Genomic DNA, 22,833 nt, shown 5'->3' on the forward strand with positions numbered 1-22,833 from the left:
GCAGCCAGTCGGGTGGGCACACGTCCTGCTACTCGAGGATTGAGCGCTTCACCGCGGTGATGATGTCTTGTCCTTGGCTGATCGCCGACGGTCTCTGCTGCCGGGCGATGGCGCCCGTGGGTGAGCTCCCGTCAGGGGGCGGCTGGTCGGTGGGCGGGCTGGAAGAGTTCGACGAGATTGCCCGAGGGGTCGGTGAGCAGGATCTGGCGTCCGCCGGGGCCGGCGATGACGTCGCTACGGAACGACAACCCGGCGCTGCGGAGTCGGTCGATCTCGGCATCCAGGTCGTCAACCGTGAGGTGGATGCGGTTGCGTCCGGCGGTGGTGGCGTCGTCGGGGGTGGCGCGGGCGCCTGAACTGGCTGGGCCGGACACCAGCAGCCGCAGCGGGCCGCGTACCACGTCCGCGAAGGCTGGCCCGGCACTGGTGTTCAGGGCAAAGCCGAGATGGGTGGTGTAGAAGTCGACGGCCGCCTGAACGTCGTCGACGATGTAGCGGACGCTGGCGTACTGATCGGACGCTGTCACAGCTGGTCTCCTTCAGGATCGCATGCGCTGAGGACGGGCAGCAGGTGCCTGACGCGGGTCTCGATGTCAGCCGCGATGCGCCGGAAGGCGAGGTAGCCAGCCCGATCGGTGCCGCCGGTGGCGGCGGGATCGGGAATGCTCCAGTGCATTCGCCGAGGCTGACCCGGGAAGTCGGGGCACGCCTCACGGGCTTTGTCGCACAGGCTGATGACGTAGTCGAACCGTCGACCGGACAGGGTGTCCCAGTGCCGGGGGCTCTGGCCGGTGATGTCGATGTCGAACTCCTCGCGGAGCACCCGAACGGCGTTGACGTCCAGGTGCGGCTTGGGCCGGCTACCGGCACTCATCGGCTCGACCTGGCCGTCAGTGGAGTGGCGGAGCATGGCCTCGGCGATCGGTGAGCGGGCGCTGTTGCCCGTGCACAGGAACAGCACGCCGACGCCGGGCGAGCGTTTCAGATCAGCTGGGGACACACCTGGCGCGACGTGCTCCCGGGTCAGCGCCGGGTGCAGGGCCGCCCCGGTGTCGGCGAGTGCGTTCGCGCAGCGGTCCAGATCCAGGTGGTAGTAGCTGTCGCGGCCGTCGAAGCTGCTTCGGGCGGCCGTGACCAGCCCGCCGTCGCGCAGCAGCCGCAGGTGGTACGAGACCAGGTTCTGCGGCTCGCCCACCAGCGTCACCAACTCTCGGACCCGATAATCGCTGGCTGCGAGCTCGGTCAGCAGCCGCCAGCGCAGCGGATGGGCGGCCAGGCGTACAAACGCCGGGGCACCCTGACTCGACAGCGTCACGACTGTACGTTACATCAAACGGGTGTGATGCATCAAGCAACTCTGATGAGGTGACGTGGATGGAGGAGGTGGGATGGCCTCCGAAAGCCATCTCCTACCCGGATAGGGCAGCGAGTGAGTCCACGTAGATCAGCGCCAACGCCGGGTGAGAGATGGCACGAGCGATGCGAGGCAGTAGCGGGCCGGCGCCGCTGTGCCCGACGAGCACGACATGCGTTTCGGTCTTGAGGCACGCCAGCACGGTGGCCACCGCGTCTGCGACGCCCCGATGGTGGCAAGGCCTGCCAGTGACGGCAGGGGTCAGATCTGGAATCGTGACGTCGCCACCGGCCGGCGCCACATGCGCCGCGACTCCCCGCCAGGTGGGCGTCCGAGAAGTACGGGAGCAACTTTGGTCACCCACCGATCGCTCGATCTCATTGCTTATGCGACACGACTCACCTTGCATGTGCGGTGGCCACCCGCTGGTGGCATCCCGTTCTGCCGCAGATGGTGCGGTGAGTCCGAAGGTCGTACCCACGTCCTACGGTGGGCCAATGGACTGGAAGATTGAACTCATCCCGGTTCCGGTGATCGACGTCGACCGGGCCAAGGCGTTCTACCAGAAGGTGGGCTTCAACGCCGACCAGGATCACAGGGTGCACGAGGGCCTGCGGTTCGTCCAGCTGACACCACCTGGCTCAGCCTGCTCCATCGTGATCGGCGAGGGCATCACCGACAAGATTCCCGGCACACAGGAAATCCAGGTTGTGGTCGCCGACGCCGAGGCAGCGCGTCGGCAACTGCTAGACGCCGGCGTCGAGGCCAGCGAGGTCGAGGTGCAGCCATGGGGCAGCTTCGTCTACTTCGACGATCCTGACGGCAACAGGTGGTCGCTGCAGGCGATCGAGTCACGCCCCAACGGCTGATCGGCGGTCATAACAGTCCTGGTAGCGCATTGATTTGTAGCCGCTGAGCGGGCGTCGGGGGCCGCACCTGCGAGACTGATAAGTCAGCCGGCCGCTCGTCGTTCAGGTAGTCGATGAGCCTGCTGCTGCTCGATCCGGCGGCTGCCACGCCGTCGACTCTGTTGGATGTCGTCGTTGTGCTGCCCGCTGATAGGACTGACGGAGCAGCGGGGTGAATTGAGGGTAGCCAGGACGGTGTCGCCGGCGGTCAGGCAGCGTGGCGGGCGCGGCGGCGGGCTCGGATGAAGGCTGTATCGCGCACGCGGCCCCACCAGGACCACGGAACGCTGGTCATGTACCGGCCGATCGACGCGAAGACCTGCGCGGCGTCGGCGTCGCGGCCAGTGCGCGCCAGCCCGTACGCCAAGAAGTTCGCGTCTTGCCACGACCAGGTCGCCTTGTCGCCGTGCAGGTCTCGGTCGTAATGGCTCAGGCAGGCGTGCACCATGGCCCACTCAAATGCCAGCGCCCAGTCCGAAAGAGACCTGCGGCTGCATCCGGATCTGCCGCTCTGGGCGGGCACACGGGGCATTCCGGCGGTGAGATCCTGGGCGGCATGACAGACCTCGACGCCAAGGCGAATCTCCATCGGTACCTACGGGAGGCACGCGAGGCGCTGCTCGGGAAGCTCGACGGGCTATCGGAGTACGACGTACGGCGCCCGCTCGTGCCGACCGGTACGAACCTGCTCGGGCTGGTCAAGCACGTGGCCTCGGTGACCGCCGGGTATTTCGGCGAGGCGTTCGACCGACCCTTTCCCGAGCTCGTCGCGGGTCTGAACGAGGACGCCGAGCCGAACGTGGACATGTGGGCCACAGCCGACGAGTCCCGCGACGACGTCATCGGCCTGTGGCACCGAGTCTGGGCACACGCAGACGCGACGATCGAGGCGCTCCCGATCGACGCGCCCGGCTCGGTACGGTGGTGGGGCCAGACGCCGGTGACGCTGCACCTCATCCTCGTGCACGTACTCGCCGAGCTGAACCGGCACGCCGGGCACGCCGACATCGTGCGGGAACTGGTCGACGGCCAAGTCGGCTGGCGGCGGCCCGGCGACAACGTGGTCGAGGGCGACGAGGCATGGTGGGCCGCCTACCGCGAGAGGCTGGAATCCACCGCCCGCGAGTTCGCCTGAGGACGCGAGCCTCGCGCTGTCAGCGACCGCAATCACGTGAGCACCGCAGAGCCGGGCGTTGGACGAGCCGCCGCCGAGCCCTGGCCGTCGTCCTCGACTCGGCAGGCATTCCAGCAGACTATGCGGGCGGCGGATTCCGCGGCCAGGCGTCGACGAATCGCCTCAGGAGAACAGCGAGGCTGTGTGACTCCTCGGCGGTGAAGCCGGCGAGCGCCTCGGCGACGCTTTGTCGCCGACTCTCGTTCATTTCGGCGACAAGCTTCCGGCCTCGGGCGGTGAGCCGGATCAGGGCGTACCGCGAGTCGTCCGGAGCAGACTCCCGCTGGATGTACCCCTCATCGAGCAGCTCCGTTGTCAGCCGGCTAGCGCGCGGCCGGTCCACTCCGATCATGTCGGCGATCTGAGATATCGACAAACCCGCACGGGGACTGCTGAGCGCGTCAAGGTAGCGGAAGCGTGCGGCGTTCGTGCGCATCCGCCCCAGCCGGCAGCCCGACGAGTCGGGTTAGTCTGCAGTCATGGCGAACGCGGAGCTGGACGAGTTGATCGTCGCGGACGCCGACGCGCTGCGCGTGTGGATGTCGGCCAACCACACCACGTCGCCCGGCGTCTGGCTCGCCCTGACCAAGAAGGGCGGCACAGTCACGACCCTGACCTGGCAGCAGGCGGTCGACGAGGCCCTGTGTTTCGGCTGGATCGACGGGCAGGCCCGTAAACGGGACCAGGAAACCTCCTGGATCCGGTTCACCCCTCGCAGGCCCCGCAGCTCCTGGTCACAACGCAACGTCGCCCACGTGACCCGGCTGGAAGCGCAGGGACGAATGCTGCCCCCGGGCCACGCAGCGATAGAAGCCGCGAAAGCGGACGGACGATGGGCGGCCGCCTACGCCCCACCGTCGGAAGCCGAAGTGCCGGCCGACCTACTCGCCGCCATCGCCGCCGACCCCGCCGCCCACGCCATGTTCGACGTACTCACCAAAACCAACCGGTTCGCTCTCATCTACCGACTCAACGCCGTCAAACGGGCGCAGACCCGCGAGCGAAAGATCGGCGACTTCGTTGCCATGCTGGCCCGTCACGAGACGATCTACCCACAGAAGGCCAAGCCTCCGAACTCACCGTAACCACTATCGTTCTGGCATGGTGACCAAACCATCCGTTGCCGTCGCTGCGGCCTTCCTCGCGGACGGGCCTGCAGATGGCGCCGACCTCAGCCTGTTTGGACAGTTCGCCGGATCGTGGGCGCTGGACTGTACCGAGTACAACCCCGACGGGTCCTGGGCTGATCGTCGAGGCGAGTGGCACTTCGGGTATGCGTTGGGCGGGTGGGCAACCACCGATGTCTGGATCCTGCCCGGCGTCGAACATGGCGTCAGCGTGCGATTTCCCGATCCAGCAGCCGGTGCGGGTGTCTGGCGCTCGACGTGGGTGGGACCGGGCCGGCGTCGGACACACACCTTCCTGGCATCTCGCATCGGCGAGGAGATCGTGCTCGACGGCGACGATCTGCGCTGGACCTTCTCCCACATCGAAACCGACGAGTTCCGCTGGCGGAACGAGGCACAGCAGCCCGATGGCACGTGGCGGCTTCAACAGACGTTCCGAGTTTGGCGGCAGGCCTGACTTCTCGCTCGCCGTCGCGAAGAATGACGCCTCAGGCCTGCGTGTCTGGCCCGGTGGCCCGCAGTGCCCCGGCGAGTGGCCCGCCGCGGGCTTCGACGGCCGCGAGTACCTCCCGGCAGGTCCAGTCGAGGGTGCCGGCGAGGACGGACCAAATCGAGGGCCACCAGCGGCCCAAGGGTCTCGATCATCGCCCGTACGGCCTGCGGCTCTATTGGCGCACCCGGAAGCGCCCGGCCTTACGGGCGCAGGGAACGCCCTGGCTCAGACATCGGCCTCCGGCAGTTCCTCCGGCTCGGCGACCCACCCGGAGAAGACCGGCACTCCGTGCCACGGCCCTGTCGCGCCGTCGGCCCGCCTGTCGGTGGCGACCGCGACCACCGCGTACGGGTGGCCGAACCGCAGCTCGGCAGTGCGGGCGACGCCCTCCGGCGGCATGCTGGTCAGCTCGAACATGCCGGTGACCGCCGCCGCCTCGAAACCGTACCGGCCGAACCGGGCCATCGCCGCCTGCCGGGCCTCGAAGTCCTGCACCGGCAGGGCCAGCGCCGTCGCCAGTGCCGCCGACGCGGCCGGGAAGCCGAGTGCCGGCGCGCTCAGGTCGTGTTCGCTCCGGGCCGACCAGCAGGGGAGCACCGCCAGGTGCCGCTCCTCGCGGCCGTCGCGGGCCCGGGTCCGTACCCGTTCCTCACGCAGCGTCCACAGCGGAGCGTCGCCGAGTGGCAGCTCGAACAGCGAGCGACGGCCGGCCGGCTCGGCGCCGTCGGCGGCACCGGCGCTGAGCTGGTACGCGGCGGCCAGCACATCGGCCGGCGGCACGTGCGGCGCCGCGGCCACCGAGAGGACCACCAGCCCCGCGCCGTCGGCCACCTGAGCGGGCGCGGCGTGCACGATCACGTCACCGGCCCGCCCGGTCGAGAGAATGGCGCCCCGGTGACCGCGGCGCGGGCTGCGCAGCACCCGGCGCAGCCGGCCCGCCCAGGCACTGCCCGGGCCGAGCGCGCCGGCGTCGGCGACCTCGAACGGATCCGCCCAGGAGATCCGGGTGGCCAGCGCGCTGGCCAGGGCCAGCACCACGTCCGGCCCGACCCGCAGCGGGAACCTCTCGATCAGGCCGAGGGTGTGCTCACGCGCCCAGGCGTCCAACCCGGCCTGGTCGGGCAGCGGGCCGACCTCGGTCGTCGCGGGCAGTGCCGCCCGCCAGTCGGCCGACCCACCGCCGCCCTGACCCGGCCGGTGCCAGAGCGCGGTGGCGGACGCGACCAGCGGATGCGGCGCGTCCAGCAGCGCGCGGGCGACCTCGGCCGCGCTGGTCAGGTCGGTGCCCAGGGCTTCCGCCAGCCCGTCGGCCGCTGGACGGTTCGCCGGGCCGGGGTTGGTCGTGGTCGTGGCACAGAGCGCGAGCAGGAGCCAGGCGCCGAGCGGTGAGGCGACGTGGTGCTCGGTGCCGATCTCCGCGTGCAGGTTGTCGGCGTACCGGGACAGCGGGCCGTGCAGGTCGCTCGTCATGCCTCCACTCTGCCCCAACCGCCGCGCCGGGGCATGGGGCCGAGTCGGCCACCTGCTGCACCTCGGTCACGAGAACAGCTCGAACGGCTCGTCGATCTCCTCGCCGGCCAGGAAGGGCGTGATCAGGCGGGGGAGCTGTCCCGGGTAGAAGCGCGCGGAGCTGGCCACCACCTCGGGCAGCGGCCACCAGCGGAAGCCGAAGTAGTCCTCCAGCTCGTAATCGAGGCGCTCTGTCTCGTCCACGTCCGGACCCGGGCCATCCAGCCGTACCGTGACGACCACCTCGTCCTGGACGTGGCGCAACTGCCGGTGCCGGAAGCTCGCCCGCCGACGCCAGGCGGGCGCGCCCACCTGCTCGGCGGTGACCGCGATGCCGGTCTCCTCGCGCAGCTCCCGCACCGCTGTGTCGCGGTACGTCTCCCCGGGGTCCATGCCGCCGCCGGGCAGCTCCCACCAGGTGCCCAGCCGGGGGTGGTCCGGGTCGCGGGTGTGGAACAGCAACACCCGGTCGGTGTCGTCGAGGACCACCACCCGCACGGCACGCCGTTCGAGGATCGGCAGGTCGCGCGGCAGCTCAATCACCGGTTCCCCGCACTCCGGCGCCGGCGACCTCGGTGCGACCCAGGCGTACCGGGGTGCCACCGCGCAGGGAGTTGGGGATCTCGGCGATCGCGTCCACCCGCTCAACCAGAGCGCGGAGCACCTCCGGCGGGGCGTCGCCCTCGACCCGGACGTCGTACCGGACCTCGCCGGACACCGCCGGCTCGCCGGTGAAGTCGCCGCGCACCGTCACCTCGACCCGGTGCAGGTCGAGGCCGGCCGCCCGCGCCTCGCGGAACAGGTCGTTCGAGACGCAGCCGGCGACCGCGAGGTAGAGCAGTTGACCCCCGTTGAACCCGAGCCCGCCGCCGCCGGCGTCCGCCGGACGATCCACCACCAGGGTGTACGCCCCGGCGGACCCGAGCGCCGTCGCGGTCCCGGGGAGAGTGCTGGTACGCACCTCAATGGTCACTGGCAACACCTCCGCGTCGTCCCGCTGCCGGGCACCAGTCTGCCGCAGCGCCGCCCGCTCCGGCGGCCGGCGCGGGGACCGGTAGGCTGCCCGCCGTGGCTGGTCTGTTGAGGAACGTGGCGGCGCGCATCTCTCGGGTGGGCGCGGTGATCCCCTCACCGCGACGTCCCGGGCCGGCCCCGGCGCAGGTGGCTCGCCGTCGTCAGGTGAGCGCGTTGCAGCGGCGCGAGCTGACCTACGCCCCGGAGCGGGACGGCCAGGCCGACCCCGGGGAGATCGTCTGGACGTGGGTGCCGTACGAGGACGACCCCCGCCAGGGCAAGGACCGTCCGGTGCTGGTCGTCGGACGGCACAGCCGGACGCTGTTCGGGTTGATGTTGTCCAGCCAGAGCGAGCGGGACGGCCAGCGGCACTGGTTCGCCCTCGGGCCCGGTGACTGGGACCGGGACAACCGGCCGAGCTGGGTCCGGTTGGACCGGGTGCTCACCATGCGCGAGGACAGCATCCGCCGCGAGGGCGCCGTGCTGGACCGGCCCCGGTTCGACCGGGTCGGGCAGGCACTGCGCGCGGGCTACGGCTGGCGCTGACCGCACGCGAGTTTCCGTCGAAGGGTGTTGACGCAGCTACGCTGGGCTGTATATTCAACCTAGCGGTTTACAAGCCAAATGGTTGAGAGCGACACCTGATGACAGATCCCACCAGCGCCGTGTTCGCCGCCCTCGCCGATCCGACCCGTCGGGCCATCCTGGCCCGGCTGGCGACCGGCGAGGCGACGGTCAACGAGTTGGCCGAGCCGTTTCCGATCAGCGTTCAGGCGATCTCGAAGCACCTCAACGTGCTGGAGCGCGCCGGATTGATCGTGCGGACCCGCGAGGCGCAGTGGCGTCGCTGCCGGCTCGACCCGGCCCCGCTGCGCACGCTGGCCGAATGGGTCGAGCAGTACCGCCGGCTCTGGGACGACCGCTACGACACATTGGACGACTACCTGCGCGACCTGAAGGAGGCCAGCCGTGACCAAGCCCCGTGACCTCGCCATCGACATGCCGTCCGACCGGGAGATCACCCTCACCCGTTCCTTCGACGCCCCGCGCGAGCTGGTCTACGCCGCGCACACCCAGGCCGAGCACCTGAAGCACTGGTGGGGGCGGGGCAACCCGCTGGACGTCGAGATCGACTTCCGGGAGGGCGGCAGCTACCGCTTCGTCGAACACGCCACGGACGGCAACGCCTACGGCTTCCGCGGTGAGTTCCGGGAGATCGTCGTGCCGGAACGGATCGTGCAGACCTTCGAGTACGAGGGCATGCCCGGTCAGGTGGCGGTGGAGACGCTGGTCTTCACCGAGACCGACGGACGCACCACCGTCACCGGCACCACCCGGTTCGACACCACCGAGCAGCGCGACGGCATGGCCGAGTCCGGCATGGCTCAGGGCGCCGCTGAGTCGTACGCCGCACTGGACCGGTACCTCGCCACCCTGCGCTGACCCGGGCCGGTTTTCGGGTGGGCCGGGCCGCCCGGCAGGTGGCATGGTGTGCCGGTGATCGAGGACGCGACGCGGCGGGTGGCCCGGTGGGTCCGTACGGACTTCGGCCTCGACCTGACCCGCATTGACGAGGTGACCCACGGCGCCGACCAGCGCGCCCGGCTGTGGCTGGCGCACGCCGCCGACGGCACCCGGTACGCGGTCAAGCTGAGCGGCGGCGGCACTCCGGCCGGCCTGGTCGTGACGGCGCACCTGGCCGGCCAGAAAGTGCCGGGCATCCCCGAGCCGCTGCGCACCCGCGACGAGCGTCTGTACGGCGACCACGGCGGCCACCGCCTCTCGGTGGTGCCGTGGGTCTCCGACCAACGGGCGCTCGACGGTCCGATGACCGACGCGCACTGGCGCGGGTACGGCGAACTGCTGGCCGCGGTGCACGCGGTGCCGGTGACCGACGAGCTGATGCGGCTGCTGCCGCCCGGCGGCGCGGCGTACCCGGGGATCGTGGCCGCGACCCGCGCGACGGTCGAGCGGTTGCGCGAACCTGGCCCGGCCTGCCCGGCCGATCCGCCGGTCGCTGAGTTGGCGGCCGTCTGGGCGGCGGTGGCCGACCGGGTGTCCAGACTGGTCGGTGTGGTCGAGCGCCTCGCCGCCGGCCGGCCCGACCGGCCGGTGGTGGTCTGCCACGGCGACCCGCACCTCGGCAACCTGCTGCTCGGGCCGGATGGCCAGGTCTGGCTAATCGACTGGGACGACGCGGTGCTCGCCCCGCCCGAGTGCGACCTGATGTTCGTCACCGACGGGGTGCTCGCCTTCGCGCCGGTCACCGCCGACCAACGCGCGGCCGTCCTCGCCGGCTACGGAAGGGGTGACATCGACCCGGTCGGCCTGGCCTGGTTCCTCGCGGTCCGTGCGCTCGACGACCTCACCGACTGGACCCGCCAGGCGTTGGATCCGGATGCGGACGCGGCCGACCGCGCGATGGCGGCCCGGATCGTGCGCGGACTGGTGTCGCCGGTCGGTCTGGTCACCCTCGCCGACGCGGCGCTGCGTGACCTCGGCCGGCCGAGTTGAGCGCGGCACCCGCCCGGACGGACGTGGCCGCGGACGCCGGAGCGGTCAGCACTCGGCGAGGCGGACGCTGTCCACGAGCTGGCGGGGCGACCGGTTGCCGCCCAGGCTCTTCGCCTGGTACATGGCCGCGTCGGCGCGGCTGAGCGCGTCGGTGAGCTGGGCCGGGCCGGTCACCGGGGCGAGCCCGACGGAGGCGGTCACCTGAACGCTGACCCCGCTCAGGCGGATCGGGGCGGCGACGGTCTCGGCGAGCCGCCGGGTGGCGTGCTCGATCCAGCGCCGGTCGATGGTCGGGCTGGCCAGCAGCCCGGCGAACTCGTCCCCGCCGAGGCGGGCGACGAGGTTGTCCCCGGCGAAACCGGCCAGCCGCTCGGCCACGCTGATCAGCACCTGGTCGCCGGCCGCGTGCCCGTACCGGTCGTTGATCTGCTTGAAGTCGTCCAGGTCGAGCACGATGGCGATCAACGGCTGCCCGGCCGCGTCGGTGAGCAGGGCGGCCGCGAGGCGGTAGAAGGCACGCCGGTTGGGTAGCCCGGTGAGCGGGTCGTGGCTGGCGGCGTGCCGCTCGGCGGCGAGTTCGGCCTGGAGGTGCCCGATCTCGGCCTCGGCGCGCAGCGCCCGCCGCCGTAGTTGCCACGAGGAGAGCAGTGCGCCAGCAGCGCAGATGCCGGAGGCGACACTCATCGGATCCGGCACGAACCCTCCCATCGCCGCGATCGCCTCCAGCCGTCGGCCGGCACGACGCGCGCCGCGTCGGGCCCGGTTTTCCCTCATCGATGCCCATGCAGATAACTCAACGTGCGCGAATACGCACCGATCTTGTGCGTTATCATGCTCGCCGTCCGGTGCAGATGCAATAGCAGATGCACGTGCAGCACCGTCCGATGTCGATACCGCACCCCTCGCCGTCACCGCTCCTCCCACGGCCACCGGCGGGCTCGTGAGCAGAAAGACGCCCTCATGCAGCAGCCACCGAACGGCGTTCCGATCCATCAGTTGCCACCGCTGAGCTGGAAGAAAAGTCGCCGCAGCAACCCCAGCGGCAACTGCGTGGAGCTCGCTGAGCTGCCCGGCGGAGCCGGCATCGCGCTCCGCAACTCCCGACATCCGGAGGGGCCGGCGCTGATCTACACGGTGGATGAGATCGCCGCCTTCGTGCTCGGCGCGCGTGACGGCGACTTCGACCATCTGATCAACTGAGCGACCCTCGGTGGACAATCCCGGGGACGGGACTGATCTACCGGTCCGGAGGAGTTCACCTCACTGTCGGTCCATGGCATGCTTACACGTCGGCCGGGCCGGGGCGCCCGACCACGCTGGTCGGTGTCCGGAGGTCCGCACGTGACGAAGGTTCCCGCCGAGGGCGGCCCGACAACCGGGCCGACCGTGCTGCGCATGCTGCTCGGTGCCCAACTGCGCCGGCTGCGGGAGTCCAGCGGCGTGACGCGGGAAGGCGCCGGCTGGGAGATCCGGGCCTCCGAATCCAAGATCAGTCGGATGGAGCTGGGCCGGGTCGGCTTCAAGGAACGCGACGTGGCGGACCTGCTCACGCTCTACGGCGTCAGTGACGAGCAGGAGCGCGACGCGCTGCTCAAGCTCGCTCGGGACGCCAACAGCCCCGGTTGGTGGCACCGCTACGGCGACGTCCTGCCCACCTGGTTCCAGTCCTACCTGGGCCTGGAGGCGGCGGCGGCGCTGATCCGCACCTACGAGGTGCAGTTCGTGCCCGGCCTGCTGCAGACCCGTGAGTACGCCCGAGCCGTCGTGCTGCTCGGGCACAGCGCGGCCGGTCCGGCCGAGCTGGACCGGCGGGTCGCCCTGCGGATGCAGCGCCAGCAGTTGCTCCACAGGGAGCGCCCGCCGCAGCTCTGGGCGGTGGTGGACGAGGCGGCGCTGCGCCGACCGATCGGCGGTGCCGACGTGATGCGCGGTCAGCTCACCGCGCTCATCGAGGCGACCAAGTCGCCGAATGTCCGCCTCCAGGTCATCCCGTTCGCCGCCGGTGGTCACGCGGCCGCCGGCGGTGCGTTCACCATCCTCCGCTTCGGCGACCAGGAGCTGCCCGACATCGTCTACATCGAACAGCTCACCAGCGCCATCTACCTGGACAAGCGCGACGACCTGGATTATTACGCGGTGGCCATGGAGCGGCTCTGCGTCGAGGCCGAGCCGCCGGAGCGCACCCCGGAGATCCTCGGCCGCCTGCTGGAGGACCTCTACCCAGCCTGACCGCCGGTCGGGGCAGCGCCTGAGGGCGTTCCGGCCCCGGTCGGTGCGCTTCTTCTGGTTCCTCCCCGCCACCGGACGGGTCCGATCCGACACTTGGTATTGACCGCCGCCGACTCGTCCGGCTAGTCTCTGTATCGATACAGACTGGATCGATACAGAGGGGTGCCGGTGAAGCCAACCCTGCAAGCCGTGGCGGACGCCGTCGGCGTCTCCCGCAGCACGGTGTCCAACGCCTACAGCCGCCCCGACCAGCTCTCCGCGGCGCTGCGCGAGCGGATCCTGAACGCCGCACGGCAGCTCGGCTACCCGGGCCCCAACCCCACCGCCCGCTCCCTGCGCCGCGGGTTCGTCGGCTCGATCGGGGTGCTGTTCACCTCGCAACTGTCGTACGCCTTCACCGACCCGTTCGCCGTCCGCTTTCTCGCCGGGGTGGGCGAGGCCGCCGAGCGACACGGCACCAGCATGCTGCTGGTGCCACTGGCCCGGGCGGAGCTCGACGCCCGTCGCGCGGTGGAGAACGCCGCGGTCGACGGCTTCTGCGTCTACTGCGTCGCCGACGAGGAGTGGGCCCTGGATGTGATCCGGGCCCGCGGGTTGCCGTTCGTCAGCACGGCCGCTCGCGACGACGCCAGCCCCGACGAGCGGTTCGTCGGCATCGACGAGCGGGCCGCGGCCCGCAGCGTTGCCGCGCACGTGGCCGGCCTCGGCCACCGTCGGGTGGCCCTGCTCGCCGACGGCGTGCTGTCCGACGCGCCGGCAGGCCCGCTCACCCTGTCCGGGGTGAACGAGGTCGCGCACCCGACCACCCGCGGTCGGCTCGCCGGGTTCGCCGACGCGTTCGCCGAGGTCGGCGTCGACTGGGCCGAGCTGATCCTGATCAACGCCCCGGGCAACAGCCGCCAGGCCGGGGCCGAGGCCGTCGCCGGGCTGTTCGACCGGCCGACACCGCCGACCGCCGTGCTGGCCGGCTCCGACGTGCTCGCCCTCGGCGTGCTGGACGCCCTGGCCCAGCGGCCGGCCGGCGAGCGCTCGCCGGTGTCGGTGACCGGCTTCGATGACATCCCCGAGGCCGCCGCTGCCGGCCTCACCACCGTCCGGCAGCCGGCCGAGGAGAAGGGCCGGATCGCCGCCGAACTACTGCTCGACCCGCCCGCGGACACCGCGGCCGGCCACGTGCTGCTGCCCACCGCACTCGTCGTCCGGGCCTCAACCGGACCTGTCCCGAGGAGTTGACCATGGAACACTCGACCGGCTACATCACCGCCCTCGACGCGATGAACCGACACGTCAACTCGGCCCGCCCGGATGCTCCGGTCCAGGTCGAGCGAGTCCGGCCGCCGTTGCTCGCGCCGTCCCGGCGGGCCACCGCCGTCGTCCTGCGCCGGCTCGCCGACCGGATCCAGCCGCGACCGCTGCCCACCGCAACCCCCTGCTCCTAGCCGACCCGCCGGCCCGGGCCGGTCCGCCGTCACCCGCGCACCGGCCCATTTCGGTACGTAGGTGAGGAGTGGGCCGGTACCGGGCGCGGCGGGTGGTCGAGGGGGACGCGGCCAGGCAGACTGGTGAGGCCATGTCGCCGTTCACGCCCACTCTCCGTCTCCACGACCGCTACGTACTGCACGAGCGGATCGGCCTCGGTGGCATGTCCGAGGTCTGGCGGGCCGACGACGAGGTCCTCGGCAGGCCGGTCGCCGTCAAGGTGCTCGCCGGGCAGCTCGCAGCCGACCCGCAACTGCGGGCCACCATCCAGCGCGAGGCCCGCGCGGCCGCCCGGCTCACCCACCCGCACGTGACCCAGGTGTACGACTACGCCGAGGCGACCCTGGCCGGCGGCGCCGTGGTGCCGTATCTGGTGATGGAGCTGGTCGAGGGGCACAACCTGGCCGACCGGCTGCGGACCGGGCCACTGCCCTGGCCGGAGGCAGTGCGGGTGGCCGGGCAGATCGCCGCCGCGCTGGCCGCTGCGCACCGGATCGGCGTGGTGCACCGCGACGTCAAGCCGGGCAACGTCATGCTCACCGACACCGGCGCCAAGGTGCTCGACTTCGGCATCGCCGCGCTCGGTGGCCCGCAGCACACGCTCGGCGGCCAGGCGGGCGAGCCGCTGATGGGCACACCGGCCTACTTCGCCCCGGAGCGGCTGACCGCCGGCCCACCCGACCCGGCCAGCGACGTGTACGCCCTCGGCGCGCTGCTCTACCGCACCCTCACCGGTCAGGCGCCGCTGCCCGTCCAGAGCTGGGAGGACGCGCTGGAGGTGCACCGGCGGGGCACCCCGGTGCCGCCGTTGCGGGTGCCCGGCCTGCCGGCCGACATCGCCGAGCTGACCGTCGCCTGCCTGGCTGCCGACCCGGCCCGCCGACCCACCGCCGCGCAACTGGCCACCCGGTTCGGCGCCGGCCAGCCGGTCGAGCCGCCCACCGAGCTGCTGCGCATCCTGCCGGCTGCCCACTCGGCCCACCCGCCCACCCTGATCGATCGCTCGGGGGCCCGCCCCCAACCCGCGCCGACCGGTGCCGCGCCGCGCCAGCGCGGGTCACGGCGGCCCCTCGCCGTGCTGACCGCGGCTGGCCTCGCCGCGCTGATCGGCGTCGGCGCGCTGCTTGCCCAGGGCCTCGGCTCGCCCGACTCGCCCGGCTCGGCGCAGGGCGTCAACCCACCGGCGAGCACCGCACCGACGACCGCACCCGGCGACTCGACGCCGACGCCGACGACACCGTCCTCGCCGTCGCCGTCCGCCACCAGCGCGGTGCCCTCGACCGTCGGCCAGCAGATGCCGATCAGCATGCGGGAGGTCAGCGCCGAGTTCGCGGCGGTGCTCGCCCAGGCGCAGGCCCGTGGTGACATCGACCGGAAGTCCGCCGAGGACCTGCGCGACGACCTGGCCGACCTGAACCGGCGGTCCAAGGACCGCGCCAGGCACGTCGCCGACCTACGGGAACGGATCGCCGAGCTGGTGGACCGGGAACGGCTGCCGGCGCGGACGGGAGCCCAACTCGACGCCCTGCTCACCCAAGCCTGGGTTCTCTCCGCCGGCCGCTCCGACGACTGACGCATCTATCAGCGCCGCTGGCATGATGGTCTGATGCGGACGCGGCTCATCTTCGTACGTCATGGCGAGTCGGTCCACCAGGTCATGGGGATCGTGGGCGGCCCGCACGGTTGCCGGGGTCTGACCGAGCTCGGCCGGGACCAGGCACGCACACTGGCCAGGCGGCTCGCCAGCGACTGCGCCGCCGACCGACCGGCGGCGGTGTACTCGTCGGTGCTGCGCCGTGCCGTCGAGACCGCGCAGCCGATCGCCGACGCGTTCGGCGTCCGCCCGACCGCGGACTGCGGGCTGTGCACCTGGCACACGCCGCCGTACGCCGACGGGATGCCGACGATCCGCTTCCACGCCGACCACGCGGCGGAGGGTGGGGGCCTGTTCCGGCCCTTCCAGACGGGCAACGAGAGCTGGGCCGAGATGGTGGCCCGAGTCAGCCGCGCGATCATGGAAATCGCACACCGGCACCGGGGCACGACGGTGATCCTGGTCGGGCACACCGAGACCGTCGAAAGCGCGTTCCACGCGCTCGCCGCCCAGCCGCTCCATCGGGCGTTCGACCTGGACGTTGCCCCGGCCTCGATCACCGAATGGACCACCGGGGACGACGCCGCCCGCTGGCCGCCGGCCCGCTGGACGCTCCGTCGCTTCGGCGACACCGGCTGACGCGCCGGCGGCTTAGAACCGGCTGCGACCCGCACACAGAGCGCCCCGATCCGGTGCCGGCGGCCGTAGTCTCACCGGCATGACAACGCAGACACACACCCTCGCCGTACCCGGCGTCGACCTGGTCTACGACGTCCGCGGCCCGCTACCCCCGTCCGGCGGGCGCCCCGCGCTGCTCATGATCGGCCAGCCGATGACGGCGGAGGGCTTCAACGCGCTCGCCGCACACTTCACCGACCGGACGGTCGTCACCTACGACCCGCGCGGCCTGGGCCGCAGCACCCGCAAGGACGGCCGGTCCGACCACACGCCGCAGCAGCAGGCAGCCGACCTGCACCTGCTGATCGATGCGCTCGACGCCGGCCCGGTCGACGTGCTCGCCAGCAGCGGCGGTGCGGTGACCGCACTCGAACTGGTCGCGACCCACCCCGGCGACGTCGTCACGCTGGTGGCGCACGAGCCGCCGATCAACGCGGTGCTCCCCGACGCCACGGCCGCCGAGCGCGCCCGGGCGGCCTTCTACGACGCGTACCACGCGAAGGGCACCGGCGCGGGCATGGCCGCGTTCATCGCGATGACGTCCTGGCAGGGTGAGTTCACGGACGCCTACTTCGCCCAGCCCGCCCCTGACCCGGCGATGTTCGGCATGTCGACCGACGACGACGGCACCCGCGACGACCCGCTGCTGTCGAAGAACTCGTGGGCGGTCACCGACTACCGCCCCGACGCGGACCTGCTCACCGCCGCACCGACCCGGATCGTGATCGCCGTCGGTGAGGAGTCGGCGGGGACGTACACCGCCCGTACGGCCCTGGGCACCGCGGCCCTGCTCGGCCAGGAGGCCGTGGTGTTCCCGAGCCACCACGGTGGCTTCCTCGGTGGCGAGTTCGGTTACGCGGGCAAGCCCGAGGAGTTCGCGGCGAGGCTACGCGAGGTGCTGGACGCCAGCTGACCGTCGGGACAGGACTCAGCCGAAGGAGATGAGGGCGCCGCGCTCGTCGAAGCGGGCCGTGCCCGCCCAGGCGATCTCCCAGCGGTTGCCCTCGGGGTCGGCGATGTAGGCCGAGCGCCCACCCCAGGACCGGTCGGTCGGCGCAGCCACCACCGTCGCGCCGGCCGCGACGGCCGCGGCGAAGGCAGTGTCGACGTCCGCGCGGCTGTCGACGTTGCAGGCCAGGGTGACGCCGGACCAGCCGCCGGCCGGATCGGCCAGGCCGGGCGCCGCCTCGGCCGCCAGGTCCGGCAGCGGATAGAGCGCGAACAGGACGCCACCCAGGAGGAAGGCGGACCAGCTGTCGTCACTGGACGGCAGCTCGGGCCAGCCCAACGATCGGTAGAACAAGCGCAGCACGCGGATGTCGCGCGCGGCCAGGGTCACGACGGACAGTCGAGCGGGGAGTGGGCCCATGCGGCCGATTCTGCCCGAGCCGTACGACATGCCCCTGACCAAAGCGATCCGTCCCGCTGTTCGTCGGGCAGCGGTCAGGTCAGCTCGGCGCCCGGGGCCGGGACGGCCTTCTCCGCTCCACGGCTCACCTCTTCCCAGGCGGCCCAGGTTTCCATGCGTCGCTGGGAGATGTCGAAGGCGAGGTCGTACACCATGCTGCCCAGCAGTAGCCGTAGCGGCGGGTCGTCGCTGGCGACCAGCGTCATCAGCGCCTCGGCGGCCAGCCGTGGTTCGCTGTCGATCGACCCGTCCGCCCACTGCTTCTCCAGCTCGGCGCGCAGCGAGTCGTAGGCGGGGTTCGGGGTGGTCGCCGTGCTGCTGGTGTAGAGGTCCGTCCAGTAGCCGCCCGGCTGGACGATGGTGACCTTGACGCCGAACCCGGCGGCCTCGGCGGCGAGGGCCTCGCTCATGCCCTCCAGCGCGAACTTGCTCGCGCTGTAGAGGCCGGTACTGGGGAAACCGCCGAGCGCACCGATGCTGGAGATCTGCACGATGTGTCCGCGGCCCTGGGCCCCCATCGTCCGCAGGGCGGCCTGGCTCACCCAGAGCGCGCCGAAGAAGTTGAGGTCCAGTTGAGCCCGCGCCTCGGCTTCGGTGAACTCCTCGACCATGCCGGCGAAGAGCGCCCCGGCGTTGTTCACGACGATGTCGAGCCGGCCGAAGTGCTGGACCGCCTGGCCGACAACGTCGAAGACCGCCGAGCGGTCCGTGACATCCAGACGAAGCGTCAGCAGGCGGTCGGGGTGGCGGGCGGCGAGGTCGTCGAGCGGCGAGACATCGCGGGCGGCGCCGACAACCCGGTCACCGGCGGCGAGCGCGGCCGCGGTGAAGGCGCGGCCGAGGCCACGGCTCGCCCCCGTGATGAACCAGACCCGGGATGCGGCAGTGCCTGAGGTTTCCATGAGGTTCCTTCCGCCATACGAGACGAACCGTCCCGTCTCGTTGCTGCCTGACCCTACCTGCTTGGGCCCCCCTGTCAAGACGGACCGTCTCGTCTCTTCTTTGCTAGATTGGCCACGTGCCCAAGCAGGTTGCCCCCGACTCGAGCCGCCGCAGCCAGACCGCGCGGCGAGCCATCCTCGCCGCCGCCTTCGACCTCGTTGGCGAGGTGGGATACGCCAAGCTCAGCATCGAGGGCATCGCCGCCGCCGCCGGCGTCGGGAAACAGACGATCTACCGCTGGTGGCCATCGAAGGGCGCGCTGCTGTTCGACGCCTTCCTCGCCCTCACCACCGAAGGGGAGGACGGCCAGACCGGCGCCCTGCCGGACACTGGCGACCTGGCAGCCGACCTGAAGCTGGTCCTGCGGGCCACCGTCGTCGAGCTGAATGATCCGCGCTACGACCAGCCCATGCGCGCGCTGCACACCGAGATCGTCCACGATCCCGCCCTGGCCGCCGACTACGCGAAGCGGTTGGACGAGCCGATGCGGGAGCTGAAGAAGGACCGTCTGCGGGCCGCACAACGCGCGGGGCAGTTGGCCGGGGACATCGACCTCGACGTGGCCGTTGACATGCTGTTCGGCCCGGTCCTCAATCGGTGGCTCCAGCGCTCCGGTCCGCTGAATCCCGAGTACGCCGACCAGGTGGTCGACACGGCACTGCGTGGTCTCCGACCGCGCGAGCCGTAGCGATGGTGGTGGAGACCAGCTCTCCCGGCTCCGTACCCGCCTGGGCGTACACCTCGCCCTCCGGCGTCCAGACGGCGGAACCGCCGGCCGCCTCGGTGTAGCCGCCGCCGGTCGAGCCGGCGAAGCTCGCCACCGCCACCCAGACCCGGTGCGCGATGGCGATGCGGTGGGCACGCCGGCCGGGCACGGCGGCGTCGCTCGCCGACTCCAGCACGGCCGCCGCGTAGACGTCGATCCCGAGCGCCGCGGTCCGGGCCGCGTGCGCGACGACGCCGGTGTCCTTGCAGATCGCCAGGCCCAACCGCCACCCGTCCACATCGAGCACGGCCGGCGCGTCGCCCGGCAGGAACCGGCGGGCCTCCGCGTCGCCCAGCCACACCTTCCGGTACGCCACGGTCGCGCCGGCGCCGGTCACGGCCAGCATCGCGATGTGGTCACCGGCGACCGGCGCGCCGGCCAGGGCCACCGCGCCCGTCTCGGCGCACGCCTCGACCAGTGGCCCCAACCGGGGGTCGTCGACCGGCACGACCGGGGCGTCCAACTCGTACCCCGTTAGCGACAGCTCCGGAAAGAGCACGACCCGGGCGCGCGCCGCGCGGACCGCGGCGGCGTGCGCCCGCGCGTTCGCCGCGACGTCCTGGGGTACGCACGGCGGCTGCGCCACCGCGAGCCGCAGCGGGGTGCGGTTTTCCGCGGTCTCGCCGCTGTGGTCGACCCGCGCGGCCGGGCGGTCCACCTCATGGTCGACTCTCAGGATCACTTCGTAGCGTGGGGGCATGATTCGAACGTCCCACGCCTTGCTCGTCACCGGAACCCCCACCGCCGCGGCCGAACCGCCTCAGGATGGAATGGTCGGCTACGTCAGTGACCTGGTGGAACGACTCGGTGGGCCGGGCGCCGGCCTGGCGGTGGCACTGGAGAACCTGTTCCCGCCGATCCCCAGCGAGGTGATCCTGCCGCTGGCCGGGTTCGTCGCCGCGCAGGGCCGGATCAGCCTGATCGGTGCGATCTTCTGGACCACGCTGGGTTCGGTGCTGGGCGCGCTGGCGCTCTACCTGATCGGCGCGTCGCTCGGCCGGGACCGGATGCGTGCCATCGTGGCCCGGCTGCCGCTGGTGAAGCTCAGCGACGTGGACCGGACCGAGGCGTGGTTCCTTCGGCACGGCGTGAAGGCGGTCTTCTTCGGCCGGATGATTCCGATCTTCCGAAGCCTGATCTCCATCCCGGCGGGGGTGGAGCGGATGCCGGTCAGCACCTTCCTGCTCTACACCACGCTGGGCAGCCTGATCTGGAACACCACGTTCGTGCTCGCCGGTTACCTGCTCGGCGACAACTGGCACCTCGTCGAGGGGTACGTCGGGGTGCTCCAGAACGTGGTGATCGTGGCCTGCGTGGCGGCCGTCGCCTGGTTCGTCGGGTCCCGCGTGTTGCGGGCCCGCCGCGCCGCGCGCAACCCCGAGCCGGCCGGCCTCGATGGCGTCGATGGCCTCGACCAGCGCGGCGTCCCCGATCCGGCCGGTCGCGGCACCCTCTACCGTGGCGGCTCATGGGCCTCGGACGAGCGCTAGGCCGGCGGGCTCGGGGCGGAGGGACGTCAGATGGTGGTGGGGGAGCGTCGGACCGGCCGGCGGTGGGACGGACTCCGGCTACCGGTCGGCGTCGCCGCCGGGACCGCGACCGCCGCCGTCGAGCTGGTCTTCCTGGCCGTCGCGGCGGTCGCGCTCGCCGGGTCCGCGCTCGCGCCGCCGACCGCCCGGCGGGTCGCTGACCTGACGAGACGGTACGCCGTACAGCTCGTGCGCGTGGAACGCCGCCGGTTGACCCGGCTGCTCGCCGCGGCTGAGCTGCCCGCGCCGAACGCCGCGTCGACCCGGCGGCAGGTCGGCTACCTGGCGGCCCGGCTGCTGCCCGGCGCGCTCGGCCTGTTGGCGTACGCCCTGCTGGGCGTCGGCGTGGTGCTGGCCGGGATCGTGCTGCGCGCGGCGGTACGCGGCGAGCTGACCCTCCTCGACGCGCTGGCCCAGGTCGCCGTCGGGGCGGTGCTGCTGTTGCTCAACGTCCAGGCCCTCGTCAGCGTCGCCGCGCTCGACGTCCGGCTGGCCCGGCGGCTGCTCGGCCCGGGGAGTCGGGCGGAGCTGACGGAGCGGGTCCGCGAGCTGACCACCAGCCGGGCCGGGGTCATCGCCGCGGTCGACGCCGAACGGCAGCGCATCGAACGCGACCTGCACGACGGCCTCCAGCAGCGGCTGGTCGCCCTCGGCATGCTGCTCGGCCGGGCCCGGCGCGCCCGTGACGCCGACCGCACAACCGCCCTGCTCGCCCAGGCACACGAGGATGTGCAGCGGGCCGTGGAGGAGCTGCGCGAGGTGGCGTGGCGGGTCTATCCGTCCGCGCTGGACAGCAGCGACCTCGGTGAGGTGCTCGCCATGGTCGCCCACCGCTCCGAGGTGCCGGTGCGGATCCGCTGCGAGCTGCCGGTCCGCCCCGAGCGGCAGATCGAGACGGTGCTGTACTTCGTAGCCTGCGAAGCACTCACCAACGCCGCCAAACACGCCGCCGCTACCCTGCTCACCGTAGAAATCGGGGTACGGGAGGGGTGGGTCCGCATGCGCGTGCACGACGACGGCGTCGGTGGCGCGGACCCCACCGGGCGAGGCCTGTCGGGGCTGGCCCGACGGGTCGCCGCACTGGACGGCCACCTCCGGGTGACCAGCCCGGCCGGCGGCCCGACCACCGTGTTGGCGGAGCTGCCGTGCGGCTAGTCCTCGCCGAAGACTCGACGCTGCTCCGGGAGGGCCTGGCACGGTTGCTCGCCGAGGAGGACCACGAGGTGCTCGCGGCGGTCGGCACCGCCGACGAACTGGTGGAGGCGGTCGGGCGTTCCCGTCCCGACGTGGTCGTCACCGACGTCCGGATGCCGCCCACGCACACCGACGACGGGCTGCGCGCCGCCCTGGAGATCCGCCGGCGCTGGCCCACCACGGGGGTCCTGGTGCTCTCCCAGTACGTGGAGCGACGGTACGCCGGCCGGCTGCTCGCGGACCGTCCCGAAGGGGTCGGCTACCTACTCAAGGACCGGGTGGCCCAGGTCGACGACTTCCTCGACGCACTGGACCGGGTGGCCGCCGGCGGCACCGCGCTCGATCCGGAAGTGGTCCGTCAGGTGGTCGCCGGCTCCGACCGGCCGGACCCGTTCGGTCGGCTGACCCCGCGCGAACGGGACGTGCTGCACGAGATCTCCCAGGGGCACACGAACGCCGCCATCGCCCAGCGGCTGCACGTGTCGCAGAGTGCGGTGGAGAAGCACGTCAACGCCATCTTCGACAAGCTCGACCTCGCGCACGTCACCGGCTACAGCCGCCGGATCCTCGCCGTGCTGCGCTACCTGGGCACCTGACGCGCCAAGCGCTTTGATCCTGCGCTCGCGAGAGTCGCTGGTCGCTGGTCGCCGGTCCGTTTCGGTCCCTGCGGTGGGCGCGGTCCGGCCATCTCCTTCGGCGGTCGGTGTTGTGAGCGGTATACCTGTGAGGCATAAATATGCCTCACAGGTATATCGCTCGTTGACCACCTCGCCCCGGGTTCGCTTCATCCCCGTTCGCGGTGGTCGGCGATGTCGGCGATGTCGGGGATTTCGAGGACGTCGGCGATTTCGGGGATGTCGCGGTGTCCCGGGCGGCCGGATGGCCCGATATCGGTGATACCGAGTCGATCAACCCCAGCCG

Annotated in this window: 29 protein-coding genes and 1 pseudogene; 19 read left to right on the plus strand and 11 right to left on the minus strand. The window is 71.9% G+C overall.

What is annotated here, in order from left to right:
- Positions 1 to 131 precede the first annotated feature (131 nt).
- Together ACFYPS_RS22285 and ACFYPS_RS22290 are read right to left on the minus strand one after the other, a co-directional pair.
- Complete coding sequence (locus ACFYPS_RS22285; RefSeq protein ID WP_354966699.1) at positions 132 to 527, minus strand: VOC family protein; 396 nt, start codon at positions 525 to 527, stop codon at positions 132 to 134.
- The gene (locus tag ACFYPS_RS22290; protein ID WP_354966698.1) at positions 524 to 1,315 is read right to left on the minus strand and encodes an ArsR family transcriptional regulator; all 792 of its coding nucleotides are present in this window, start codon (positions 1,313 to 1,315) and stop codon (positions 524 to 526) included. Before ACFYPS_RS22290 ends, ACFYPS_RS22285 begins: the two co-directional genes overlap by 4 nt.
- Positions 1,316 to 1,851: 536 nt before the next feature.
- Between ACFYPS_RS22290 and ACFYPS_RS22295 the strand changes: the two genes are divergently transcribed.
- The gene (locus ACFYPS_RS22295; RefSeq protein WP_354966697.1) at positions 1,852 to 2,223 is read left to right on the plus strand and encodes a VOC family protein; all 372 of its coding nucleotides are present in this window, start codon (positions 1,852 to 1,854) and stop codon (positions 2,221 to 2,223) included.
- Positions 2,224 to 2,641: 418 nt separating this feature from the next.
- Here ACFYPS_RS22295 and ACFYPS_RS22300 read toward each other — a convergent pair.
- A pseudogene (locus ACFYPS_RS22300) lies at positions 2,642 to 2,722 on the minus strand (DUF4291 domain-containing protein); the annotation flags it as partial.
- A 96-nt stretch (positions 2,723 to 2,818) separates the two neighbouring features.
- Here ACFYPS_RS22300 and ACFYPS_RS22305 point away from each other — a divergent pair.
- Entirely contained in the window at positions 2,819 to 3,397 is a 579-nt protein-coding gene (locus ACFYPS_RS22305) for a DinB family protein (RefSeq protein WP_354966696.1), read from the plus strand.
- A gap of 118 nt (positions 3,398 to 3,515) precedes the next feature.
- Here ACFYPS_RS22305 and ACFYPS_RS22310 read toward each other — a convergent pair whose 3' ends face one another.
- The gene (locus tag ACFYPS_RS22310; protein ID WP_354966695.1) at positions 3,516 to 3,872 is read right to left on the minus strand and encodes a MarR family transcriptional regulator; all 357 of its coding nucleotides are present in this window, start codon (positions 3,870 to 3,872) and stop codon (positions 3,516 to 3,518) included.
- Between the two features lie 43 nt (positions 3,873 to 3,915).
- Here ACFYPS_RS22310 and ACFYPS_RS22315 point away from each other — a divergent pair, with 43 nt between their 5' ends.
- Together ACFYPS_RS22315 and ACFYPS_RS22320 are read left to right on the plus strand one after the other, a co-directional pair.
- On the plus strand, positions 3,916 to 4,521 hold the full coding sequence (locus tag ACFYPS_RS22315) for a YdeI/OmpD-associated family protein (RefSeq protein WP_354966694.1): 606 nt from the start codon (positions 3,916 to 3,918) through the stop codon (positions 4,519 to 4,521).
- 16 nt (positions 4,522 to 4,537) lie between these two features.
- Entirely contained in the window at positions 4,538 to 5,020 is a 483-nt protein-coding gene (locus tag ACFYPS_RS22320) for a hypothetical protein (protein WP_354966693.1), read from the plus strand.
- A gap of 261 nt (positions 5,021 to 5,281) precedes the next feature.
- Here the strand turns inward: ACFYPS_RS22320 and ACFYPS_RS22325 are convergent, their stop codons facing one another.
- The 3 genes from ACFYPS_RS22325 to ACFYPS_RS22335 all read right to left on the minus strand — a co-directional run bounded on the left by ACFYPS_RS22325 (position 5,282) and on the right by ACFYPS_RS22335 (position 7,538).
- On the minus strand, positions 5,282 to 6,526 hold the full coding sequence (locus ACFYPS_RS22325) for a hypothetical protein (protein ID WP_354966692.1): 1,245 nt from the start codon (positions 6,524 to 6,526) through the stop codon (positions 5,282 to 5,284).
- Positions 6,527 to 6,592: 66 nt separating this feature from the next.
- Positions 6,593 to 7,108, minus strand: a complete 516-nt coding sequence (locus tag ACFYPS_RS22330; protein WP_354966691.1) for an NUDIX domain-containing protein — start codon at positions 7,106 to 7,108, stop codon at positions 6,593 to 6,595.
- Positions 7,101 to 7,538 carry an OsmC family protein gene (locus ACFYPS_RS22335; RefSeq protein ID WP_354966690.1) on the minus strand — a complete coding sequence of 146 codons (438 nt, stop codon included), beginning with the start codon at positions 7,536 to 7,538 and terminating at the stop codon, positions 7,101 to 7,103. Before ACFYPS_RS22335 ends, ACFYPS_RS22330 begins: the two co-directional genes overlap by 8 nt.
- A 95-nt stretch (positions 7,539 to 7,633) precedes the next feature.
- Here ACFYPS_RS22335 and ACFYPS_RS22340 point away from each other — a divergent pair, with 95 nt between their 5' ends.
- The 4 genes from ACFYPS_RS22340 (at position 7,634) to ACFYPS_RS22355 (ending at position 10,093) form a co-directional block, all read left to right on the plus strand.
- Positions 7,634 to 8,125 (plus strand): type II toxin-antitoxin system PemK/MazF family toxin, encoded by a 492-nt coding sequence (locus ACFYPS_RS22340; protein WP_354966689.1) that lies wholly within the window; start codon positions 7,634 to 7,636, stop codon positions 8,123 to 8,125.
- A 98-nt stretch (positions 8,126 to 8,223) separates the two neighbouring features.
- Positions 8,224 to 8,565, plus strand: coding sequence for a metalloregulator ArsR/SmtB family transcription factor (locus ACFYPS_RS22345; protein ID WP_354966688.1), 342 nt, complete (start codon positions 8,224 to 8,226; stop codon positions 8,563 to 8,565).
- On the plus strand, positions 8,549 to 9,022 hold the full coding sequence (locus ACFYPS_RS22350; protein ID WP_387326688.1) for an SRPBCC family protein: 474 nt from the start codon (positions 8,549 to 8,551) through the stop codon (positions 9,020 to 9,022). The genes ACFYPS_RS22345 and ACFYPS_RS22350 overlap by 17 nt, the downstream gene beginning before the upstream one ends.
- Positions 9,023 to 9,076: 54 nt before the next feature.
- On the plus strand, positions 9,077 to 10,093 hold the full coding sequence (locus tag ACFYPS_RS22355) for a phosphotransferase (RefSeq protein ID WP_354966686.1): 1,017 nt from the start codon (positions 9,077 to 9,079) through the stop codon (positions 10,091 to 10,093).
- Positions 10,094 to 10,138: 45 nt separating this feature from the next.
- Here ACFYPS_RS22355 and ACFYPS_RS22360 read toward each other — a convergent pair whose 3' ends face one another.
- Entirely contained in the window at positions 10,139 to 10,789 is a 651-nt protein-coding gene (locus tag ACFYPS_RS22360) for a GGDEF domain-containing protein (protein WP_354966756.1), read from the minus strand.
- Positions 10,790 to 11,053: 264 nt separating this feature from the next.
- Between ACFYPS_RS22360 and ACFYPS_RS22365 the strand changes: the two genes are divergently transcribed.
- From ACFYPS_RS22365 to ACFYPS_RS22395, 7 genes are all read left to right on the plus strand, one after another.
- Positions 11,054 to 11,293: a DUF397 domain-containing protein gene (locus ACFYPS_RS22365; protein ID WP_354966685.1), complete on the plus strand. Its 240-nt coding sequence runs from the start codon at positions 11,054 to 11,056 to the stop codon at positions 11,291 to 11,293.
- A 195-nt stretch (positions 11,294 to 11,488) separates the two neighbouring features.
- Positions 11,489 to 12,322 carry a helix-turn-helix domain-containing protein gene (locus ACFYPS_RS22370; protein ID WP_387326733.1) on the plus strand — a complete coding sequence of 278 codons (834 nt, stop codon included), beginning with the start codon at positions 11,489 to 11,491 and terminating at the stop codon, positions 12,320 to 12,322.
- 168 nt (positions 12,323 to 12,490) lie between these two features.
- The gene (locus ACFYPS_RS22375) at positions 12,491 to 13,555 is read left to right on the plus strand and encodes a LacI family DNA-binding transcriptional regulator (RefSeq protein WP_354966683.1); all 1,065 of its coding nucleotides are present in this window, start codon (positions 12,491 to 12,493) and stop codon (positions 13,553 to 13,555) included.
- A gap of 2 nt (positions 13,556 to 13,557) precedes the next feature.
- Positions 13,558 to 13,761, plus strand: a complete 204-nt coding sequence (locus tag ACFYPS_RS22380) for a hypothetical protein (protein ID WP_354966682.1) — start codon at positions 13,558 to 13,560, stop codon at positions 13,759 to 13,761.
- Positions 13,762 to 13,892: 131 nt separating this feature from the next.
- Positions 13,893 to 15,374, plus strand: a complete 1,482-nt coding sequence (locus ACFYPS_RS22385) for a protein kinase (protein WP_354966681.1) — start codon at positions 13,893 to 13,895, stop codon at positions 15,372 to 15,374.
- 33 nt (positions 15,375 to 15,407) lie between these two features.
- Positions 15,408 to 16,034: a histidine phosphatase family protein gene (locus tag ACFYPS_RS22390; RefSeq protein WP_387326693.1), complete on the plus strand. Its 627-nt coding sequence runs from the start codon at positions 15,408 to 15,410 to the stop codon at positions 16,032 to 16,034.
- A gap of 79 nt (positions 16,035 to 16,113) precedes the next feature.
- Positions 16,114 to 16,986, plus strand: a complete 873-nt coding sequence (locus ACFYPS_RS22395; RefSeq protein ID WP_354966679.1) for an alpha/beta hydrolase — start codon at positions 16,114 to 16,116, stop codon at positions 16,984 to 16,986.
- Between the two features lie 15 nt (positions 16,987 to 17,001).
- On the opposite strand, the gene ACFYPS_RS22400 is transcribed toward ACFYPS_RS22395, so the two are convergent.
- Entirely contained in the window at positions 17,002 to 17,442 is a 441-nt protein-coding gene (locus ACFYPS_RS22400) for a VOC family protein (protein ID WP_354966678.1), read from the minus strand.
- A gap of 74 nt (positions 17,443 to 17,516) precedes the next feature.
- On the minus strand, positions 17,517 to 18,383 hold the full coding sequence (locus ACFYPS_RS22405) for an SDR family oxidoreductase (protein WP_354966677.1): 867 nt from the start codon (positions 18,381 to 18,383) through the stop codon (positions 17,517 to 17,519).
- Positions 18,384 to 18,499: 116 nt separating this feature from the next.
- Here ACFYPS_RS22405 and ACFYPS_RS22410 point away from each other — a divergent pair, with 116 nt between their 5' ends.
- Positions 18,500 to 19,111, plus strand: coding sequence for a TetR/AcrR family transcriptional regulator (locus ACFYPS_RS22410; protein ID WP_354966676.1), 612 nt, complete (start codon positions 18,500 to 18,502; stop codon positions 19,109 to 19,111).
- Here the strand turns inward: ACFYPS_RS22410 and ACFYPS_RS22415 are convergent.
- The gene (locus ACFYPS_RS22415; RefSeq protein ID WP_354966675.1) at positions 19,014 to 19,889 is read right to left on the minus strand and encodes a carbon-nitrogen hydrolase family protein; all 876 of its coding nucleotides are present in this window, start codon (positions 19,887 to 19,889) and stop codon (positions 19,014 to 19,016) included. The two genes, ACFYPS_RS22410 and ACFYPS_RS22415, sit on opposite strands and share 98 nt — an antisense overlap.
- On the opposite strand from ACFYPS_RS22415, the gene ACFYPS_RS22420 reads away from it, so the two are divergent.
- Genes ACFYPS_RS22420 through ACFYPS_RS22430 form a run of 3 tightly spaced genes read left to right on the plus strand, consistent with a single transcriptional unit; the run spans position 19,888 to position 22,508 of the window.
- Positions 19,888 to 20,679, plus strand: a complete 792-nt coding sequence (locus ACFYPS_RS22420) for a DedA family protein (RefSeq protein WP_354966674.1) — start codon at positions 19,888 to 19,890, stop codon at positions 20,677 to 20,679. The genes ACFYPS_RS22415 and ACFYPS_RS22420 overlap by 2 nt on opposite strands.
- A gap of 30 nt (positions 20,680 to 20,709) precedes the next feature.
- Positions 20,710 to 21,873 (plus strand): histidine kinase, encoded by a 1,164-nt coding sequence (locus tag ACFYPS_RS22425; protein ID WP_354966673.1) that lies wholly within the window; start codon positions 20,710 to 20,712, stop codon positions 21,871 to 21,873.
- On the plus strand, positions 21,864 to 22,508 hold the full coding sequence (locus ACFYPS_RS22430) for a response regulator transcription factor (RefSeq protein WP_354966672.1): 645 nt from the start codon (positions 21,864 to 21,866) through the stop codon (positions 22,506 to 22,508). The genes ACFYPS_RS22425 and ACFYPS_RS22430 overlap by 10 nt, the downstream gene beginning before the upstream one ends.
- Positions 22,509 to 22,833: the final 325 nt, after the last annotated feature.

This window comes from Micromonospora sp. NPDC005087 (assembly GCF_042872965.1).
Lineage (GTDB): Bacteria > Actinomycetota > Actinomycetes > Mycobacteriales > Micromonosporaceae > Micromonospora.